We start from the raw sequence: 20,971 nt of genomic DNA on the forward strand, positions 1-20,971 counted from the left end.
GGGGGAAAAGAAATGAGTTCAGTTTATATTGTAGATGGGGCAAGAACAGCTTTTACTAGTTTTGGAGGTTCTTTTGCACAAGTGAAAGCAGATGATTTAGGTGCTGCGACAGCAATTGAGGCGTTAAAACGCTCGAAAGTGGATGCTACTCAAGTCGATCATGTTATTTATGGAAATGTTATTCACTCCAGTACAAATGCTTCCTTTTTATCACGGCATATTGGCTTGAAAGCAGGTGTGCCTGTGGAAGTTCCTGCATATAATGTGAATCGTTTATGTGGTTCTGGATCACAGTCGGTCGTTTCTGCGGCGCAATTGATTTTATTGAACGAAGCAGAAATTGTTTTAGCTGGTGGAGCAGAAAATATGTCGATGGCTCCTTACTCCAATTTCAACGCACGGTTTAATGCTTCGAAAATGGGCTCCGTTGCGTATGAAGATATGGTGCTTTCCACGCTTACGGATGAATATGTCGGCAGTGGTATGGGAATGACGGCAGAAAAACTGGCAGACCAATATGAAATAACGCGCGAGGAACAAGATGCATTCGCACTACTAAGTCAAAAGCGAGCAGGGACAGCTCGGGAAAATGGTGTTTTTGCAAAAGAGATTGTCGCTGTAGAAGTTCCGACTCGAAAAGGAACGGTAATTGTATCACAAGATGAACATATAAAATCTGATGTTACAGCGGAAAAATTAGCGTCGTTGAGACCTTCATTTAAAAAAGATGGAACAGTGACGCCTGGTAACGCAAGCGGAATAAATGATGGTGCAGCTTCTGTCATTGTGGCTAGTGAAAAAGCAGTAAATGAAAATGGACTAAAGCCGATTGCTAAAATCGTTTCTTGGAGTGTCGCTGGAGTGGATCCTTCGATTATGGGAATTGGTCCAGTGCCAGCTATTAGACAAGCGTTGGAAAAAGCAGAACTTCGTTTAGAGGATATGGATTTGATCGAAGTGAATGAAGCATTTGCTGCTCAATATTTATCCGTTGAAAAAGAATTAGGACTAGATCGAGACAAGACAAATGTCAATGGCGGTGCAATTGCTCTAGGCCATCCTGTTGGGGCAAGTGGAACGCGGATCCTTCTTTCCTTAGCATATGAGTTGAAAAATAGAGGGTTGAAATACGGTGTAGCAAGTTTATGTATCGGTGGTGGGCAAGGGATTGCAGTTGTAATTGAGCGAGTATAAGGAGGAAAGCTGAATATGTTCTCTAAGTTAAAACTTCCAGTTATCGTAGCACCAATGTTTTTAGTATCTAGCATAGAATCAGTTATTGCATCCTGTCGTAATGGGGTTGTTGGGTCGATTCCACTACTCAATGCACGGACGCCGGAGAAATGTGAAGAGATGCTAGCGGAATTAAAGGCGGCTCTACCAACTGAACCATGGGCGGTGAATTTCATTGCGCATAAAACGAATAAGCGACATGAAATCGATCTGGAATTAATACGCAAATATGAGCCACCGATAGTTATTGTTTCTTTAGGGCATCCTGGAGCAGTTACAGAAGTAGTACATGCGTATGGTGGGTTAGTGTTTTCGGATGTCATCACGGTAAAGCATGCGAAGAAAGCTGTAGAAGCTGGTGTTGATGGGCTTATATTAGTATGTGCAGGCGCAGGGGGACACGCGGGAACATTAAATCCATTTGCATTTTTAGATGCTGTTCGAGAGTTTTGGAAAGGCTACATTGTGTTGGCAGGTGGAATTTCAAGCGGGAAAGATATATTAGCAGCTCAACTTATGGGTGCAGATTTTGCTTATATGGGAACAAAATTTATACCAGCGGAGGAAAGTGTAGCATTCCCTGCCTATAAAGAGATGCTTGTCGATTCAACGATTGCGGATATTTTGTATACGGACTCATTTAGCGGGGTAAATGCGAATTATTTAATTCCTAGTTTAGTAAAAAATAATATTGATCCTGCAAGTCTTAAGCCACGTGATACGGTAGATTTATCTCATATGGTTGATGTAAAGGCTTGGCGAGATATATGGTCAGCAGGTCACGGCGTAACAACGATTAAAGCGGTTGAAAGTACAGCAGTTATTGTTGACCGGCTTGTGAAGGAATATGAAGAAGCGAAAAAGGGTGTAAACGTTCAAGAGGAGTTGAGCAGATGAACATAGGGGTTTTAGGCTCTGGTACGATGGGAAATGGGATCGCGCAAGTGATGGCAGATGCAGGTCACAACGTTGTATTATGCGATGCAAATGAGGAAGCACTAGTCCGAGCAGAGCAAACAATGCATACAAATATAGAAAGAGTGTACAACAAGCAAGGCAAGGATTTAAGCGCCATAGATAAAGTGTTTGAGAGAATTACGTTCACAACAGAGCTACCACTATTAAAAGATTTGGATGTTGTGATTGAGGCTATCATTGAAAATATGGAAGTAAAGAAAAAAGTATTTGCAGAGTTAGGGGCATTGTTGAATGAAAAAGCAATTATTGCATCTAATACATCTGGACTAAGCATAACTGAATTAGCTACTGCAGCTGAACGACCAGCAAAAGTAATCGGAATGCATTTCTTTAATCCAGTTCCTGTGATGAAGCTAGTCGAAATTGTCCGTGGATCGGATACTTCGGATGAAACATTTGAAGTTGTCACTAGTTTAGTAAAATCAATTGGTAAAGAGAGTATATCCATTGTGGATGCACCGTTATTTGTTGTGAACCGAATTTTAGTTCCATTGATAAATGAAGCGATTTTTGTGCTCGGTGAAGGGATCGCTTCCGCAGAGGATATCGATAAAGGGATGATGCTCGGTGCAAATCATCCAATCGGACCACTGTCACTCGCTGATTTAATCGGACTAGATACGATGCTGTTCGTTGCAGAAACATTATTGGAAGAAACAGGCGACTCGAAATATCGAGTACCGCCGTTATTGCGCAAAAAAGTCCGTGCTGGGCATTTAGGAAGAAAAAGTGGAAGAGGATTTTACGAGTATTAATAAAAAGCCAGGAGAAAAGTGAATCGACTTTTCTCCTGGCTTTTTTTGTGTTATGAAATGAAGGGATTATTACAGGACTGTTACTGGTGCCAGGCACCAGTAACGGTCCTGTAATAATAAAATCATAGTTTTGAGTATTTTTACATCGAAATATTTTTTGATAATTCTGATATAAAATGATTAAAAAGTACTAGTTTTATTTGAGGATTATGGATTTTTGCTTTTTAGTTGAATATTTCAGAAAACGATATGAAAAAAGTGTCAAATAGTTTTCATTATTAAAATGATGTGACATAAGTCCTTGAGTTTATGGAACTAAGTAATTTTTTTTGTAAATTATGTAACTTTGACGTTCGCAACTAGTAATGTTATTTATTATATTAAAGGAAAAGTTAGGAATTTATTTTTGCATATATATCCAGTTATTTTGCTCTCTAAATAGACTTTTTTAAATTATTTGTTTTTAATGAATAGTTTAGGTTTATTAATCTTTATTGTCACTTTTATACGTTTTTATTTTCTCTTGCGTAATGGACATTACCGTAAAGATTCAAAAAAAGATGAAATAAGAAGCAAATTTGAGACAACTTCGTATATTCCAGCGGCAATTATTGCCGGTATAGGTATTGTTTTTATCATCCAATATGTGGCTAGGAACTCGGCACTAGCTGATTTAAATGGAATGCTTTTTATTGTAATTGGAATTTCTTTGTTTTTTGTCATGCTTTTTATTTTACCTGAGCAGCTTGTGATATTGTATTGTAAATTTCGATATAAAAGCTTTAATTTTAACGAACGTGGTTATTTGAATAAGTAGGTTATTTGGAAGGGTGAATGAGGATGGGAATTGAAATGTGTTCATTAGTTTTTGAGAATGTGTTGATGTATGAAGTGGAGCAGAAAAAAGCGGATTGGCAGGAAAGTATTTATATGCTAGAGGATTATACGCTAAACAAGGACGTCTATCGAAATGGGCCGTTATGCTTTTCGTTTGAGCAAAGTCCGACAGATGAAAAGTCAGGTCGATTTACATATTATTTACCTATCAGTAGTCCGGTAGTTCTTTCGGATGAAGGGGATTTTTCCTTTCAAGATGTGTTGGTGTTAGAGCGGGCATTGGTACTACGACAGGCAGATCAAGAAATGGATTTTTATGCTGCTTATGAAAAAATAAAATCGTATGCAAATGCTAGAGGCATAAAACTAGCGGATACGTATTATTGTGTGTTATTGGAAGTGTACGGCGATTATATAATCGATTTGTATGTACCAGTAATTGGGCAGGGTGATGAGGAATGATTGTAGAAAACCATCAAATTGCTTATCGCAATGTAGCATCGAAATTGTATAATTTTCTGCCTGAGGAAATTGATATTGCATTAAATGATTTTGATGAAATCTTAACCGAACATGGGTATCATCCAACAGGAGCGATATTTTTCTCGATTATTAGTGATCCAACTGCAGAAGTGATGACCGCTCAGATCTTCCTTCCAATTGCAGAAAGTCAGTTTTCTTTTCCTAAGGAAGTAGAAGTAAATTTCAGTAGTTATTTTAATGTCGATAACTTGCTTATGACGCGGATTACAGAAAACTATGAAGTACAATCGCAAGTAAAGTATTGGGAGTTGTTAGCCTACCTAAAAGAGCATACTATGACACAAAAAACACCAGTATTCGTTCAGTTCAAGAAAACAAGATCTGAGCGAACGTACGCCGAAATGAGTTTAGGCGTATTGTAAAAAGGGGCAACTTGTGATGAAAAAAAACGCATCCCGTTCGATCTGATCGAATAGGATGCGTTTTGTATGTATGATTATCTATGAGGTTTGCTTTAGTATTTTAACTTTTATGCTTTCTATTTGGGCTAGGTTAATCGTATATTGGTTTTCAATACGTATAAATATAGCGCCATTTATTTCTTCTCTTTTTGCTGTCCGAATGTCTGTATTCGTCTCGATTATTAAGTGATTTCCTCCTTTGAAAATTAGGAGAAATTTGTACTTTTTTAGTTCATGTAATTTTCCCAATATTCCACCTTCCTTTTTTATAAGTAGTATATCATTTTTTTACAATAATACCAAGATAAAGACTGTGAATTACAAGAGCAAGTGATCGGATAAAAATAGGAGATCCACCGAAAGTAGTATATAATGATGGGATGGCAAAGCAATGAATAGTTGAACTAAAAAAGGAGTTTGGATTAATTGGGTAAAAATATAGTGAAAAATGAACTACCGGAGAATTACGAGGAACTGAAAAAAGCAGCTAATCGTACGTCCAATTGGAAAGCACGTTATGATGCAGTGGAAGAACTAGGAAAGTATAATACTAGTCAAGTGATCGATATTCTGAATTCTAGATTAGCTAATGATCCAGTATATAAAATTCAAGAAGCGGCTTATCGCATACTTCTTGAGTTTGGGGAAGATGTTCAACCACCAACTCGTAAAAAGTTTGAAGTGATTAAAGGAGCTAACAAAGTATTCGTTCGAGTGAAGAAAAGTTTACCTGCTGATCATACATTTGAAGAATTCGCTACAAAATTGAAAAGAATGCGAATTGACGTATACGATGCATATGAAGGTGAAAAAGGCGATGACTTTAAAACATGGCTCCAAAATGAATGGTCTAACTTGAAATAGTATTATTACAGTTATGTTACTTGTGCCTGGCACCAGTAACATAACTGTAATACATAGGTAGAATGAGGGTAATTGTCGAATGGACAATTATCCTCTTTTTTAATTATGCGAGTTTAGTTTGTTAGCGATATTTGTTCCGGTTTCTATTACTTTACTTGTAAGGAATTCGAGGCGTTCTTCCGTTAGGTTGAAGCTGACGACTCCTATACTGATGGCGCCAAAGATTTGCCCGAAGCTGTCTTTTATGCTGACCGCAACGGAGGAAGTTCCTTCTGTTCTTTCCGAGTGGCTTGTTGCATAACCTTGCTTTTTTATTTGTTCTATTGTTTGAAGGATTGGAGGAATTTGTTCGCCTGGTACCAGTTGTGACAAAATACTTTCGGACTTCGACTTCGGCATTGCTGCTAACATGGATTTGTTTGCAGCACCAATATGCATTGGAATACGCAAGCCTAGTTGGTCGTAAATTCGAATAGGATTATTTTCACTGTCGATTCTTTCCACTACCATCGATTCTGTACCGAGCGGTTTGCTCAAATAGACACTCTCTTCTACTTCTTTAGACAACCTTTCTAGCTCGGGTCGAATTTTACTCACATAGTCTATTTTGTCATAGACTTGCAATCCATATTCTAACCAAACCATACCGAGTTTATATGTTTTAAAATGCTCGTCTTGTTCCACCATCCCTTGTTTAATCATAGCTTGTAATAGTCTATGCATTGTGCTGAGAGGGAGTTCACATTCTTTGGCAAGGTCAGAGATAGTTACTCCTTTTTCATTTGCATGGGCTGCTAAAGTTTTTGCTACACTCATTGCGCGAGAGATTGATTGCATTAAAACCCCACCTATTCTGTTCTAATTTAATTAATGTAGAAAGTATTCGAAATATATTGACATGGTAGCATAGAACACATATATTTTAAATATAAACTTTCCGTTATGCGGGAATGATTTCCGCTAGATGGAAAAAAGGGGGAAAATTATGACGTATAATTCATCTATGTATAAAAAATTAGAACGAGTAATTGTAAAGCATCCCGATGCTGCTTTTATTAGTCAACAACATCTATCGGATGAGTGGAAGACTTTTAACTATCTTCAAGAACCAAATTTTGAAGAAGCGGTTCGTGAGTATAAAGGTTTCATCGAGATTTTAGAGAAATACGTACCTCAAATTGATTATCTTCCAAAAGCGGAGACAGTAGGATTGGATTCAATCTATGCACATGATCCTGTGAAATTCACACCAGAGGGAGCTATCATTTTAAAATCAGGAAAAAAATTAAGACAGCCGGAAGCTGCTGTTTATAAAGAGTTTCTACTAGAAAATGAGATTCCTATTATTGGAGAGTTAACAGGGGATGCGGTGTCAGACGGTGGAGATATCGTCTGGTTAAATGATAAAACGCTAGTAGTAGGTCGAGGATACCGTACAAATGACGAAGCAATTCGCCAGTTAAAAGAAATGACAGCATCATTTGTAGATGAGTTCATCGTTGTACAGCTTCCACATGATCAAGGGGAAGCTGAATGCTTACATCTTATGTCTTTCATTAGCATGGTTGATGAGGATTTGGCAGTAGTACATTCTCCGTTAATGCCAGTGTTTTTCCGTCAATTATTAATCGAGCGCGGTATTCAACTAGTGGAAGTTCCAAAAGTAGAATACGACAATCTTGGTTGTAATGTGTTAGCGCTTTCACCACGAGTTTGTGTAATAGTGGAAGGCAATGAATCTACGAAACAACAACTGTTAGAAGCAGGGGCAACAGTTTATGAATACAAAGGCCAAGAAATCAGTGTATTAGGTACTGGTGGGCCAACATGTCTGACAAGTCCAGTAATTAGAAACTAAAGGGGATATAAAAATGAGTAAATTTCAACGTGTAATCGTCAAAACACCAGGTAAAAGTTATGTAGAAGGATTAACTACATCGGATCTTGGAAAACCAGAATATGAAAAATTACTAGTTCAACATGAAGCATATATCGAAGCTTTGCAAAAATGTGGAGTAGAAGTAACACTTCTTTCCGCAAGTGAGGAATTTCCGGATTCCACTTTTGTGGAAGATGCTGCCGTACTGACAGCAGATTTTGCGGTTGTTACGAATCCTGGAGCTGACTCTCGTAATGGAGAAATTATTGAAATGGAAAGTGTATTAAAAGACTTCTATACGAAGTTTCACTATATTAAAGCACCTGGAACACTAGATGGTGGAGATATTCTTCAAGCGGATAATCGTTTTTATATCGGAATTTCTGACCGTACAAATGAAGAAGGAGCTCGCCAGTTAAAAGAAATTTTAGAAGGCGAAGGATTCGAAGCGACAATCATCCCGCTTCAAAAGTTCTTCCATTTGAAAACGGGTATTGCTTATTTAGGCAATAACAAAATGGTCGTTGCAGGTGAATTTATAGATCATCCAGCATTTGATTCGTATGAAAAAATTGTTATCGGGGATGAGGATGAATACTCTGCAAACTGTATTCGTGTAAATGATTATGTGATCATTCCACAAGGGTATGCAGAAACAAAACGTAAAATCAATGAAGCTGGTTATGAAACAATAGAGCTTGATATGTCTGAGGTTCAAAAACAAGACGGCGGTTTAAGCTGTTTATCTTTAAGATTTTAAACAAAGGTAAATAAAGACAAACATATTTCAGAATTATTACAGGTGCCTGGCACCCGTAATAATTCTGAAATGGTTTTAAGTGTAATTTTTACGGGATTTATGTAAATGCATTGCAAAAGGGGAGTAAAAGTATGTCTAATATTGGGGAAACATCGCAAGATAATTTATTAAATCGTTCGATGAAAAGCAGACACTTGTTTATGCTTTCACTCGGGGGAGTAATTGGGACAGGTTTATTTTTAAATGCAGGTTATACGATTAATCAAGCAGGGCCTGGGGGGGCTATACTTGGTTATTTATTTGGTGGGTTAATCTTATATATGGTAATGGTTTGTCTAGGGGAGCTTGCTGTTTATATGCCAGTAACGGGTTCATTCCAGACATATGCGACGCGTTTTATAAGTCCGTCAGCTGGTTTTTCACTTGGATGGATGTACTTTGTCGGTTCTGCTGCAACGGCCGGGGTGGAATTTACTGCTGCCGGAATACTGATGCAGCACTGGTTCCCTGATGTACCAATTTGGATTTGGTGTGCAATTTTCATGGTTCTATTGTTTGCGTTGAATGCACTCACAACAAAAGCATTTGCAGAAGCGGAGTTTTGGTTTGCTGGTATTAAAGTTGTTGCGGTCGTTTTGTTCGTTATTATTGGAGCGGCAGCAATTTTCGGGATTATTCCATTGGAAGAGCGGGTAGCACCACTTGCTACTAATTTAGCACCTTCGGGATTGTTCCCTGCTGGAATTGCCATTGTTTTTGTGACGATGATGAACGTTATCTTCTCGTACCAGGGATCTGAGTTAGTTGGGATTGCTGCAGGAGAAACGGAAAATCCACAAAAGAACATTCCAAAAGCGATTCGTACGATTTTAATTAGAATTGTCGTGTTTTATATTGCTTCTATTGTTGTATTGTCGGCAATTTTCCCGGCATCTGAACTTGGATTGCTTGAAAGTCCGTTTGTCACGTTAATGAACTTAGCTGGAATCCCATATGCAGGTAGTATTATGAACTTTGTCATTTTAACTGCTATCTTGTCCGTAGGAAATTCTTGTTTATATGCGTCTACTCGTTTACTGTGGTCGATGGCAAATGAAGGAATGGCACCGAAAGTATTTGGTCGTCTTTCTAAACGAAAAGTACCACTAACAGCATTGCTATTCACGATGGTTTTCTCGCTATTGTCATTACTCACAAGTGTAATGGAAGCAGACACAGTATTTGTATTGTTAATGTCGATAGCAGGAATTTCTGTTACTATTTCATGGATGGGAATTGCCGCATCTCAGCTTATGTTCCGCCGACGTTATATAAAAGATGGTGGAAGTCTTGCGGATTTAGGGTATAAAGTCCGATTCTATCCATTTGTTCCGATATTCTGTATCGCATTTTGTTTATTAATATTAGTATTTTTAGCGTTTGATCCAACACAGCGAGTTGGGCTTTATTATGGTGTAGGATTTTTCATCGCTTGTATGCTATTCTATAAATTGAGATTAGAGAAGAAATATCAAAAAGCAGCTTTAGCAAATAATAAGGTCGTTCAAGAAAACTAACGAAAGTGTTTCTTGAATATTACAAATATGTTACGGGTGCCTGGCACCAGTAATAAAGGAGAAATTTAAGATGAGTCAATTATTATGGGATACGCCGGAGAAACTTCGAGCGTTATTATGTGAACTTGTTAGTTGGGATAGTATTACGTTGACAGAAGGGGAAACTACTTTTGCTCCGAAAGTGATCGATAAGTTAAGAGATTTAGCTTATTTTCAAGCACATCCAAGTCATCTGGGATTGCATGATGCAGGGCTTGGAAGACATGCGGTAACAGCATTATACAAACACCCAGAAGCCGTTGAAACGGTTGTTTTAATCAGCCATTTTGATACGGTTCAAACGGAAGAATACGGTGTGCTAGAACCACTTGCTTATTTTCCAGAGGAGCTCACGAAAAAGCTAATGGAAAATCCGGATGATTTGCCGGAATCGGCACGTATCGATTTGGAAACAGGGAAGTATTTGTTTGGTCGAGGTACGATGGACATGAAAATGGGGCTTGCGCTTCATATGCAATTGCTTGAAAAAGCTTCTACAGAAGAATGGCCGATCAATCTTGTTTTGACTACTGTTCCGGATGAAGAAGTGAATTCTGCTGGAATGCGTGCTGCTGTACCTCAGTTAGTTCGTCTTCGGGAGGAGTTTGGATTAACCTATAAGCTATTTTTGAATAGTGAACCATCCTTCTCGCAAAAACCGCTTGATATTGCGGAGTATATCTATTCTGGAACAATCGGTAAAATTATGCCTGCTGCTTTATTTTATGGAAAAGAGACGCATGTTGGAGAGCCGATGAAAGGAATGACGGCGAACTATATCGCATCTTATTTAACACAGCGTATGGAGTGGAATCCTTTATTCCGTGAGACGGATCTTGGGGAAAGTACGCCACTTCCGGTTTCACTACAACAAAAAGATTTGAAAATGTCTTATTCTACACAAACACCGTATCGCGCAGTGGCACTTTACAATGTGTTCTTGTTGAAACGAACAGCTGCAGAAGTAATGGATTTGTTCGAACAAGTAGCTACAGAAGCGATGGGCGCTTTGAACGAAAGCTACAAAGGGATTTGTGCGCGTGAACAAGTGAGTGGCGTTGGAGAAGTGAAAGTGCTTCGCTATGAACAGCTTTTAGCATATGCAAATAAAAAATTAGGTAATGCGGAAGTAGAACGACTGAAAAATGAAGCGCTCGAAAATGATGCATGGGATGACCGTGAAAAATCACTCCGTATAGTGGATAATCTGATGATTCAATGCCAGGAACTTGCACCAGCGACAGTCCTATTATTTGCACCACCGTATTATCCAGCTGTCAATACTTCCGATGATCCGCTCGTAAAAGAGATAGTAGAGCTAATGAAAAAATCGGCGCAATCATTTGATAATAAAATTGACCAAATCCACTACTTCAACGGGATTTGCGATTTGAGCTATGTGAATTATGAGGATGATGGCAACGGTTGGACTGCTTTTGAAAGTAATACACCGGTATGGGGAGATACATACAGTATTCCATTTGAAGAGATGGCGCAATTAAAAGGGCCAGTTTTAAATGTAGGTCCTTTCGGTAAAGATGCGCACCAACGAACAGAGCGATTGCATGTAGATAGCGCTTTTGTAGAAATGCCAGTCATGTTAGAAACATTAGTGAAAAGTTTATATTAAAGATAAAAGTGACTCCGGATTATGAATTCGGAGTCACTTTTTGGACTTGTCGCTTTCTCCATTGTTTTATCTAGTTTAGGATTGATTATCCCAAAAAAGCATCACTTTACTATTAAAGACGCATAATTGTAACATTTTTTGTATATTTATTAACTGTGTTTTATGTTTATGTTGAATGTTTTTAGAAGATTCGAGATAATGGATAAAAGAATGAAAATGTTAGGGGCAAAAATATGGATTTATTGAGAGAACAAGAACAGAAAAGTAGAGCGAATGATTATGTGCATGAAGTGTATGAGTTAGTGAAGAAACGTAATCCCGGAGAGAAGGAGTTTTTACAGGCAACACGTGAGATTTTTGATTCGCTTCGTCCGGTATTTTTAAAGCACCCTGAGTTTATGCATAATGGTATTTTGGAGCGTATTACTGAGCCGGACCGAGTAATTTCGTTTCGGGTTGCGTGGGAAGATGATACGGGTAAGGTACAAGTGAACCGTGGTTTCCGTGTGCAGTTTAATAATAGTATTGGGCCGTATAAAGGTGGGATTCGCTTCCATCCGACGGTAAATAGCAGTATTATGAAGTTTTTGGCATTCGAACAAACATTCAAAAATGCATTGACTGGTATGCCAATTGGTGGCGGTAAAGGTGGCTCTGATTTTGATCCTAAAGGCAAGTCGGAGCGTGAAATTATGCGTTTTACGCAAAGCTTTATAACAGAGCTAAGCAAATATATTGGAGCGGACATGGATGTGCCTGCCGGAGATATTGGCGTTGGGAAACGAGAAATTGGCTTTATGTTTGGACAATATAATCGCTTAAAAGGTGGTTTTGAAGCGGGTGTTTTCACCGGCAAAGATCCAAATCATGGTGGTAGCTTAGGTCGAAAAGAAGCGACTGGTTATGGCTGTGTTTATTTTGTGGAAGAAATGCTAAAAGGAAAAGGCGATAGTTTTGCTGGTAAAAAAGTGATTGTTTCCGGTTCTGGAAATGTCGCAACTTATGCGATGGAGAAGGCAATCGAGCTAGGTGCTACTGTATTAGCATGCAGTGATTCCAGTGGATATATATATGATCCAGAAGGCATAAATGTAGAAACAGTTAAGAAATTAAAAGAATTTGACAATAAAAGAATTCAAGAATATACAAAGTTTCATAAACATGCAGTATATTATGAAGGCTGCAACAATATATGGTCGGTTGCTTGCGATATCGCTTTACCTTGCGCAACGCAAAATGAATTAGAAGAAACAGACGCAGCATTGCTTACTGCTAATGGTGTTAAAGCGGTGGGAGAAGGCGCAAATATGCCTTGTACAGAAGAAGCGGTTCATGCTTTCCAAGCGAATGGTGTTCTATTTGCACCGGGGAAAGCAGCTAATGCAGGCGGTGTGGCGGTTTCTGCAATGGAAATGTCGCAAAATAGCATGCGTTTGTCTTGGACTGTAGAAGAAGTCGATGAAAAGTTAAAAGTAGTCATGAAAAATATTTACAGAAGCTGTTTTGATGCGGCTGAAGATTATGGATATCCTGGTAACTTTGTTGTTGGTGCGAATATTGCAGGCTTTTTAAAAGTAGCGGATGCAATGGTTGCGCATGGTATTCATTAAAACAACATGAATATTACAAAAGTGTTACAGGTGCCTGGCACCAAAAACAAAGCTCGCTTTCCTTTGAGGGAAGCGAGCTTTGTTTTATAATTTGAATTTGCCAACAATTTGTTGTAGTTCTTGTGCCATATGGCTTGTTTCGTTTGAGCGGTTTGCCACTTCATCAATAGAGGCGGTTGTTTGTTCAGTTGCTGCTGAAATGGATGTTGTTACTTCTTCAATTTCGCGAATAGATTCTGTTAGTTGTTGGATGAGTTTCACCACTTGTTTAGAGTTTTCCGCTTCGTTTGTTGCTTTACTAGAGATGGTAGAAATTTCTTCCACTATTTTAGCAACTTCGTTTGAAATGTCGCTTAATGATTGAGAGGTTTGCAACACCGTAGTAGAACCTGTTTCCACTAATTTTGTGCTTTCTTCTGTAGAAATTACAACGGATTGAATGCTTGCTGTAATATCTTGAACAATCTTTTCTACTTGTTTTACTTCACTATTTGATTGTTCGGCCAGTTTTCGAACTTCTTCTGCAACAACGGCAAAGCCTTTTCCATGTTCACCTGCACGAGCTGCTTCAATTGATGCGTTTAATGCGAGTAAATTGGTTTGTGCCGCAATTGCTGCAATGGAGCCGGTAATGTGTTGAATTTTCGTCGTGGCATCATTTAGACGTTGAATAGTTTCACCCGTTTCAATAGAAGCCTGTCTGATTTTGTCCATATCGCGACTAATTTCACTTGCACGAGTTAAGCCTTCTTCTGCTGTAGCCATAGTAGTTTTAGAATTCTCGACGCTCGCATCGGCAGTTATTTTGGAATCTTGAAGATCTTCAGCAAGCGATTGTAGAATCGTTGCCGATTGTTCGGCTGTTAATGTACCGTCTGACACAGATGCAGCCGTTTCACTCATATTCGTCGCTACTTGATGTACGGCATCTTTCATTTCATTTAACGAAGCTGCTGTTTCTTCTGCATTTCGTGTTAGTTGGTCAGAAGTCGTTTGAACAGTACCAATAATCTCACGGAAGTTTCCAGCAAGTCTATTAAGCGTTTTGCTTAATTCTCCAATTTCATCTTTGCTTGTAAAGTTCGTATCTTTAACAGAGAGATTACCTTTTGCAATTTCTCCCGCATGAGCAATTAGTACCGAAAGTGGTTTCGTTTTTCTTCTAATCAATAATAGCGTAATGATCGAAGCAAGTATAAGTGGGATCAAACTAGTAAGTATTCCTTTACTTACTACATCCCAAGTTCGATCTGCTACGATAGAAGCGTCGAAATCAATGACGCTAATTGCGATAATTTTGCCAGTAGGGTCGTGATTTTCATAAATTGGTGCATATCCAGAAAGACGCTTCATTCCACCGAATTCATATGTTTGCGAATATGTTGGATGTCCCATTTCAAGTAGCATATCCGTTGCTTCTTTATCTATATAAAACTGATCGCCAGCTTTGTAACCATCTGCTTTCAAATGATCATCCATTGCTAATAGTTTTCCGTCTAAATCAACTATGTACTGTGTTTCAAAAATATCTTTATGTGCAGTTGTCCAGTTAAGCTGCTTACTAACGGCATTCACTGCAGTTGCGTCACCATCGATTATTTTGATCATATCGGAAGGATTGATCAAACCAGTTGTAATATTGGCACAGCCGTAAGCTTCAATGCCCGCTGCTTTATATAACTCATCATATGCAGTTTTATAAGTAGCGACCGAAGTGATTAACAGCATCGCAACGATTATTCCAACAATAATCGATCCAAGATGCACTGTTAGTGTGTTTTTCATAATAAAACTCTCCCCTGTTCCTAGGTAATTCCTAATCATTTCTTTATACTATTTATACCATAGGAACAGGTATAAAAGATACATGCCAAGTGAATGTTTTACAATGAATAAATGACTATTACAAAAATTACAGGTGCCAGGCACCAACTCTATTAGACGTTCTTTGTAATAGTTTTGTTACACAACTGTAAACTCATTTTAGTTTTGAACGTGTTAGTATGGGTATAGAGAAAACTACAAATACTAGTTTAGTAGAATTTTTCAATACACATCTTTTGGAGGAACATAAGTTTTGACTTCTATGTTTAAAAAAATCATCACAATCTTTAGTTTAACTGTAGTTTTAGCCGTGGGAACATTTGCAGGAAATACAGAAGCAGCAAGCGCTGTAGCATCCAATGAAATAGTATCAAGTGCGAAAAATTTAATAGGAATTAAATATCGTTATGGTGGAACAACGAAGACAGGATTTGATTGTTCAGGTTTTATCGGATATATTTACAAAAACAATGGTGTGAACTTACCGAGAACAGCAGCAGGAATGTACAGCACAGGAACATCGGTGAAAAAAGCAAACTTAGCTGTGGGAGACTTAGTGTTCTTCAATACATCAGGTAAAGGCGTTTCTCACGTTGGAATGTACATAGGTAGTGGAAAATTCATTCATGCTTCGACATCTAAAGGTGTTCGAGTTGATAAATTAAATGACCCATATTACTGGGGTAAAAAATACGTTGGTGCTAAAAAGGTTGCCGATGTATCTGTAGCTAAAAAATAATCATACAAACAAACCGTTTCGGCGATATGCTGAAACGGTTTTATTTATTATGAAAATTCCCATCCTTCATCCACAATGCAAACTGTAAAACAATGGCGTCTTGAAACAAAGTAGGATTATATCCAGTTAAATTATGAATCTTATTTAGACGGTAAGTAAGAGTATGCCGATGAATTTCTAACGTTTCCGCACACACTGCTAGCTGTTGATTACACATAAAATATGCATGTAAAGTGAGATGTAGCTTTTCATCTAATGTCCCTAATATCCGATTGGTAAAATGCTGCACTTCTTGTGAGTCTCGCTTTTTTAATAGTGAATATAGTTCCACTTCTTCAAAATAAATAATAGATTGCGCGCGATGTCCATATTCAAGCGCGATTCTTGCCGTTTGATAAGAATAATGGACTTGATCGAGCGAATGAACGACTTGACCTACCGAAATTGGTAAGGCATTGTACTTATGAAGTATGCTAGCGAGTTGTTTTACTTTTTGCTGAAATACTTTTTCGTCTAATCCGGAAGTAAGGATAAAGTGTTCATTTAATTGATAATGACCGACTAATATTGAATTATGGTGGAAATACTGTTCGATTCCTTGAAGTATCGTTTGATAGGATTTAGATTCTGGATTGAGTTCAATCATTATAGTATGAAAGGGGGCTTTGTTTTGGAACCCTATTTTATTTATTCGTTCGAAAATGACTTTTTGTAAAGGTTGTCCACTCATTAATTCTTCAAAAACCATCTCTTGCATTTTTCTTTTCCACTCGCGTTCGGAGGCGATCAACGCTTGATATACCATCATTTCCGTTGTCAGCTGAACGAGTGTCGCTATTTCTTCAATCTCTTTGGGATTACCCGTAATTCCAATAACTCCAACTAATTCTTGTTGAAAAAATATCGGTAAATTAATACCAGGTTTCGTTTTTGGAAATAAATGATTATTTTCATCTGTAATTAATAACGTCTTTCTCGTTTCCGCAACGATAACGGCCCCTTCATGAATACTATCTACGCGTAAGCGATCCCCAGAAGCTAAAATCATTCCATTCGTTTGAATGACGTTAATATTTCGGTGTAGCCTAAGCATCGTCTGTTCAACGATCTGATTGGCGAGCTGTTTTGTAATCATAAAACCTCCGTCAAGTATAAAAATCAATCTGTTATAATACAGAGAATTTGTACATTAAGTATAATGTAAAAATTACAAACTAGCAATATACTTATTTGTAAGCGCTTAACTAAATAGAGGTGATTTAATGAAAATCGTTGTCAGTCCTGATTCTTTTAAAGGTTCATTAACCGCAATGGAAGCGGCACGTGAAATAGCCGCGGGTATAAAGGAAGGAAATCCAATAATTGAAACTGTATTACTCCCTGTAGCAGATGGTGGGGAAGGTACATTGGAACCGCTTATAATGGCGACAAATGGACATACGGTTCAAGTCGATGTGCTTGATCCACTTGGAAGACCCATCCGAGTTGAATACGGCGTACTAGGAGACGGGGAAACATGTGTGATCGAGATGGCAAAAGCATCCGGTTTAATATTACTGAAGGATGAAGAAAAGAATCCACTCATGGCTTCGACATTTGGTACCGGAGAGTTAATATTACATGCACTCGATAATGGGTATAAAAAGTTTGTCGTCGGTATCGGGGGAAGTGCAACGAATGATGGTGGAACGGGAATGTTACGGGCGTTAGGAATGAAATTTCTAGATGAAAACGGGGATGAATTACCTGAAGGTGCAGGAGCGTTAGCTGAGTTACATACAGTAGATGTTATGAGCTTTGATAAAAGAATTAGAGAATCACATTTTATTATTGCTTGTGATGTTGACAATCCACTTATTGGTCCGAATGGAGCGACTGCTATTTTTGGACCACAAAAAGGAGTTACTACTGAATTAGTAGACGAGCTTGATCAAAACTTGTTTCATCTAGCTAATAAAATCGAGAATGTAACTGGCATTGCACTCCACCGAAAGCCTAGTGCAGGTGCAGCCGGTGGATTAGGTGGTGCATTTCTTGCATTTTTCCCTGTGACATTAAAACCAGGAATTGAAGTAGTCATGGAAGCAATCGATTTTAAAGCGCAAATTAAGGATGCTGATTTCATCATTACAGGGGAAGGGAAATCAGATGTTCAAACACTTTCTGGTAAAGCGCCAATGGGTATTGCGAATATTGGAAAAGAAATGGAGGTTCCAGTCATTTTACTTTCAGGATTTATAGAAGAAGCAAGTATACCGCAATTATCTCCTTATTTTTATAAGCTTGCAAGTGTTGTGGACAGTACAATTTCTCACGGGGAGTCTATGGAGAAAGCGGGATATTACTTACGCTGTAGAGCGAAAGAAATGATGCAATCCATTATAGAAAAAGGAGTGTAACAAATGTTATTTTTTGTGATTTTAGTGGGGGTTCTTTTAGTTGTATTCTTGACAGCGGTGTTCAAATTGCATCCGTTTTTAGCGCTTTTGATCAGTGCGTTTTTTGTAGGTATCGCATCTGGCATGCCTTTACTTACGGTAGTTGAAAATGTGAACGCCGGTTTCGGCGGTTTAATGACGAGTATCGGGATTGTTATCGTTGCTGGTACAATTATCGGAGTTATTTTAGAAAAATCGGGTGCAGCTTATCGTATGGCAGAAGTAGTGCTTCGTATTTTAGGAGAGAAGCGGCCACAGCTGGCGATGTCGATTATCGGTTATATCGTATCGATTCCAGTATTTTGTGATTCAGGATTTATTATTTTATCGAGCTTAAAAAAATCATTGGCAAAACGGGCAAAAGTGAAAGTCGCTTCGATGGCGGTTGCATTGTCAACTGGATTATACGCAACGCATACATTAGTTCCGCCTACACCAGGTCCAATTGCCGCAGCGGGTAATATCGGGGCTACAGACTATTTAGGTACAATCATTTTAGTTGGTATGTTTGTAGCGATACCTGCTGTGATTGTAGGGTATATTTGGGCAGTGAAAGTCGGCACGAAAATTGACGTGGAAGCGGATCACGAGGAAGCACTTGATTATGAAGAAGTAATCAAATCTTTTGGAAAAATGCCGTCTACGTTTAAAGCATTTCTACCAATTGTGTTGCCGATTGTGTTAATAGGGATTGGTTCAGTAGCCGCATTAACAGGCAGTGAATCTGGACTTACGCAGTTCTTGCAATTTTTAGGAGCACCAACTGTAGCATTATTATTTGGGGTCTTTGCAGCATTCTTATTATTACCAGAGATCAATGAAACGACTTTGTCTGGGTGGATCGGCGAGGCATTAAAAGAAGCAGCACCTATTTTATTAATAACAGGTGCAGGGGGAGCATTTGGTACAGTAATCAAAAACTCGGGAGTTGCTGATCAATTGCAACAAATGGATTTAGGGGCACTTGCAAACGGTGCTTGGTTCCTACTTGTACCATTCTTAATCGCAGCAGCATTGAAAACAGCACAAGGTTCTTCTACAGCTGCTCTCGTTATTACATCGTCACTAATCGCACCAATGCTTCCAACACTAGGTATTGAAGGTGCGCTACCACTTGCTTTAGTTGTAATGGCAGTCGGAGCAGGAGCGATGACAGTAAGCCATGTGAACGATAGTTTCTTTTGGGTAGTTACACAGTTCAGCGGCATGAAAGTAACAGATGCATATAAAGCACAAACAATGGCTACCTTACTACAGGGTGTGACAACAATCATCGTCACAATGATCATCTGGCTAATCTTTGTCTAAATGTGACAGAATTGTTACTGGTGCCAGGCACCAGTAACAATTCTGTCATAAAACGAAAAATCTCCACCAAAAGTAAAAAAGCTTTTGGTGGAGGTTTTTTTTAGTTGAAATACAACATATCGTCTCGGTAGTTTTGTTTTAAGTCTGACTCTAAGAAATTTAAGTAACGAACGAGAAGTTGTGAAGCTTTTCCTCTTGTTAGTACTTCATTAGGATTGATGCGATTTTTTTTATCTGGATCGATTAGTCCTAATTCACTTGCTACGTAAATGCTATCTTTTGCTTCTTTTGGTATTTTGTTATCGTCGATGAATTTTGTTGTGTATCCTGGAGTAGGAGCGCGTCCTTCTAGCCCAAGGGAACGAACGATAATGGTAACAGCCTGTGCACGTGTGATGGAATCATTTGCACCAAATTTTTCTTTATTTACTGGGCTGACGATGCCTTTATTTAATGCGCTTTCGATATAGACATAGTTAGGGTCTTTTATATCTAAGTCTTCAAATAATGCTTTTTTCGTAGATTTTTTATTCGTTGGTTTTTCTTCTAATACACGTAAATCTACCGCTTTTGCAACACCAACTGTGAATAAATCTTTTTTCATTGCTGCATTAGGTGAAAAGAAATTACTAGATTCATCTAATATGCCAAGAGAATATAGTTTTTCAATGTTTGGCTTGGACCAATGGTTAGCAATGTCACGGAATTTTGGGACGATCAATCGTTCAATCTTCGGTGTTTTCTCTTTGTTTAAATAAATAGTGCCTGTTCCAGCATAATAAGGGATATTATACTCATATTCAGAAACGATATTAGAAGAACTAATGACGGAATGCCCTCCTACAAAGCTTGAAAGAGAAGGGGTATGTTGTTCATATTCTAATACTCTCGATTTACTATCCGAAACTTTACTAGTTACAAAGGCAGTTCCTTCCGGAGTTTCAATTTCATAATCAATAAACTGCGTGTCAGTAGAGCCCCAGAAATTTTTGTATCCAACATTGCGTCCGTCCATATAAACAGTAATTTTATCTTTTTCGGTATTCCTACCCACTTTTGCACTTCTAATATAAATTTTTCTAGCAATCACATTTCCCGAATAATAGTCCGTAGCTGGTCTATTATCGACAACAGATCCTTGAGAAAATTGATAATCGTCTAATGTATAAGTTGTTTTATTTGCTAAAATTACTTTTTCTGTATAGCTTTTTACGCTAGTATTGGACGTTGTTTGGCCTTTTGTTTCATGATTTTTTAAGTCCGATACATATACAACATTACGTGTTAATTTATCGCCCGCATTACTTGCTAGCGTAAATTTATATGTCTCTGTTAGCTGATTTTTGTTTTCTTTCTCGGTCACAGTTGCTTTTCCAGTGAAATGAATAGGATAGCCTGCTAAGAAAAAAACTTCTTCGTACTCATATTCATCCAAAACACCACCGTTGAAATCTGGAACCTTCGCACTTGCCATTGGGATTAATAATGTAAATGCTAATAAAACACTTAACATTAAAATAAATAATTTTTGCATATTTTTACTAGACATTTGAATTTTCCTTACCTCATTTCAATAA

Annotated in this window: 19 protein-coding genes; 14 read left to right on the top strand and 5 right to left on the bottom strand. The window is 38.2% G+C overall.

Annotation, left to right across the window (positions count from 1 at the left end):
- Positions 1 to 12: 12 nt before the first annotated feature.
- The 5 genes from FG383_RS02230 (at position 13) to FG383_RS02250 (ending at position 4,708) form a co-directional block, all read left to right on the top strand.
- Positions 13 to 1,194, top strand: coding sequence for an acetyl-CoA C-acetyltransferase (locus FG383_RS02230; RefSeq protein WP_142605215.1), 1,182 nt, complete (start codon positions 13 to 15; stop codon positions 1,192 to 1,194).
- A gap of 15 nt (positions 1,195 to 1,209) precedes the next feature.
- Entirely contained in the window at positions 1,210 to 2,130 is a 921-nt protein-coding gene (locus tag FG383_RS02235; protein WP_142605216.1) for an NAD(P)H-dependent flavin oxidoreductase, read from the top strand.
- The gene (locus FG383_RS02240) at positions 2,127 to 2,966 is read left to right on the top strand and encodes a 3-hydroxyacyl-CoA dehydrogenase NAD-binding domain-containing protein (RefSeq protein WP_142605217.1); all 840 of its coding nucleotides are present in this window, start codon (positions 2,127 to 2,129) and stop codon (positions 2,964 to 2,966) included. The genes FG383_RS02235 and FG383_RS02240 overlap by 4 nt, the downstream gene beginning before the upstream one ends.
- A gap of 840 nt (positions 2,967 to 3,806) precedes the next feature.
- Complete coding sequence (locus FG383_RS02245; RefSeq protein ID WP_142605218.1) at positions 3,807 to 4,265, top strand: DUF5085 family protein; 459 nt, start codon at positions 3,807 to 3,809, stop codon at positions 4,263 to 4,265.
- Positions 4,262 to 4,708 carry a DUF5085 family protein gene (locus FG383_RS02250; RefSeq protein WP_142605219.1) on the top strand — a complete coding sequence of 149 codons (447 nt, stop codon included), beginning with the start codon at positions 4,262 to 4,264 and terminating at the stop codon, positions 4,706 to 4,708. Before FG383_RS02245 ends, FG383_RS02250 begins: the two co-directional genes overlap by 4 nt.
- A 78-nt stretch (positions 4,709 to 4,786) precedes the next feature.
- Here the strand turns inward: FG383_RS02250 and FG383_RS02255 are convergent, their stop codons facing one another.
- On the bottom strand, positions 4,787 to 4,996 hold the full coding sequence (locus FG383_RS02255; protein ID WP_142605220.1) for a hypothetical protein: 210 nt from the start codon (positions 4,994 to 4,996) through the stop codon (positions 4,787 to 4,789).
- Between the two features lie 177 nt (positions 4,997 to 5,173).
- Here FG383_RS02255 and FG383_RS02260 point away from each other — a divergent pair, with 177 nt between their 5' ends.
- Positions 5,174 to 5,611 (top strand): HEAT repeat domain-containing protein, encoded by a 438-nt coding sequence (locus FG383_RS02260; RefSeq protein ID WP_142605221.1) that lies wholly within the window; start codon positions 5,174 to 5,176, stop codon positions 5,609 to 5,611.
- 99 nt (positions 5,612 to 5,710) lie between these two features.
- Here the strand turns inward: FG383_RS02260 and FG383_RS02265 are convergent, their stop codons facing one another.
- Positions 5,711 to 6,448 carry an IclR family transcriptional regulator gene (locus FG383_RS02265; RefSeq protein WP_142605222.1) on the bottom strand — a complete coding sequence of 246 codons (738 nt, stop codon included), beginning with the start codon at positions 6,446 to 6,448 and terminating at the stop codon, positions 5,711 to 5,713.
- Positions 6,449 to 6,596: 148 nt separating this feature from the next.
- Here FG383_RS02265 and FG383_RS02270 point away from each other — a divergent pair, with 148 nt between their 5' ends.
- The 5 genes from FG383_RS02270 to gdhA all read left to right on the top strand — a co-directional run bounded on the left by FG383_RS02270 (position 6,597) and on the right by gdhA (position 13,085).
- Positions 6,597 to 7,469, top strand: a complete 873-nt coding sequence (locus FG383_RS02270) for a dimethylarginine dimethylaminohydrolase family protein (protein ID WP_142605223.1) — start codon at positions 6,597 to 6,599, stop codon at positions 7,467 to 7,469.
- A gap of 13 nt (positions 7,470 to 7,482) precedes the next feature.
- Complete coding sequence (locus tag FG383_RS02275) at positions 7,483 to 8,250, top strand: dimethylarginine dimethylaminohydrolase family protein (RefSeq protein ID WP_142605224.1); 768 nt, start codon at positions 7,483 to 7,485, stop codon at positions 8,248 to 8,250.
- Between the two features lie 131 nt (positions 8,251 to 8,381).
- Entirely contained in the window at positions 8,382 to 9,806 is a 1,425-nt protein-coding gene (locus FG383_RS02280; protein WP_142605225.1) for an amino acid permease, read from the top strand.
- Between the two features lie 70 nt (positions 9,807 to 9,876).
- On the top strand, positions 9,877 to 11,475 hold the full coding sequence (locus FG383_RS02285) for a M20/M25/M40 family metallo-hydrolase (RefSeq protein WP_142605226.1): 1,599 nt from the start codon (positions 9,877 to 9,879) through the stop codon (positions 11,473 to 11,475).
- Positions 11,476 to 11,708: 233 nt separating this feature from the next.
- Complete coding sequence (gene gdhA / locus FG383_RS02290) at positions 11,709 to 13,085, top strand: NADP-specific glutamate dehydrogenase (protein ID WP_142605227.1); 1,377 nt, start codon at positions 11,709 to 11,711, stop codon at positions 13,083 to 13,085.
- A gap of 84 nt (positions 13,086 to 13,169) precedes the next feature.
- On the opposite strand, the gene FG383_RS02295 is transcribed toward gdhA, so the two are convergent.
- Positions 13,170 to 14,870 carry a methyl-accepting chemotaxis protein gene (locus tag FG383_RS02295; protein WP_142605228.1) on the bottom strand — a complete coding sequence of 567 codons (1,701 nt, stop codon included), beginning with the start codon at positions 14,868 to 14,870 and terminating at the stop codon, positions 13,170 to 13,172.
- Positions 14,871 to 15,171: 301 nt separating this feature from the next.
- Here FG383_RS02295 and FG383_RS02300 point away from each other — a divergent pair, with 301 nt between their 5' ends.
- Entirely contained in the window at positions 15,172 to 15,648 is a 477-nt protein-coding gene (locus FG383_RS02300; protein ID WP_142605279.1) for a C40 family peptidase, read from the top strand.
- 40 nt (positions 15,649 to 15,688) lie between these two features.
- Here the strand turns inward: FG383_RS02300 and FG383_RS02305 are convergent, their stop codons facing one another.
- Entirely contained in the window at positions 15,689 to 16,783 is a 1,095-nt protein-coding gene (locus FG383_RS02305) for a CdaR family transcriptional regulator (protein ID WP_142605229.1), read from the bottom strand.
- A 127-nt stretch (positions 16,784 to 16,910) separates the two neighbouring features.
- Here FG383_RS02305 and FG383_RS02310 point away from each other — a divergent pair, with 127 nt between their 5' ends.
- Both FG383_RS02310 and FG383_RS02315 read left to right on the top strand, forming a co-directional pair.
- Positions 16,911 to 18,047, top strand: a complete 1,137-nt coding sequence (locus FG383_RS02310; protein ID WP_142605230.1) for a glycerate kinase — start codon at positions 16,911 to 16,913, stop codon at positions 18,045 to 18,047.
- Positions 18,048 to 18,050: 3 nt separating this feature from the next.
- On the top strand, positions 18,051 to 19,394 hold the full coding sequence (locus FG383_RS02315) for a GntP family permease (RefSeq protein WP_142605231.1): 1,344 nt from the start codon (positions 18,051 to 18,053) through the stop codon (positions 19,392 to 19,394).
- Between the two features lie 100 nt (positions 19,395 to 19,494).
- On the opposite strand, the gene FG383_RS02320 is transcribed toward FG383_RS02315, so the two are convergent.
- Complete coding sequence (locus tag FG383_RS02320; protein WP_142605232.1) at positions 19,495 to 20,943, bottom strand: S-layer homology domain-containing protein; 1,449 nt, start codon at positions 20,941 to 20,943, stop codon at positions 19,495 to 19,497.
- Positions 20,944 to 20,971: the final 28 nt, after the last annotated feature.

Origin of the sequence: Psychrobacillus soli (assembly GCF_006861775.1) — a bacterium.
Taxonomy (GTDB): domain Bacteria; phylum Bacillota; class Bacilli; order Bacillales_A; family Planococcaceae; genus Psychrobacillus; species Psychrobacillus soli.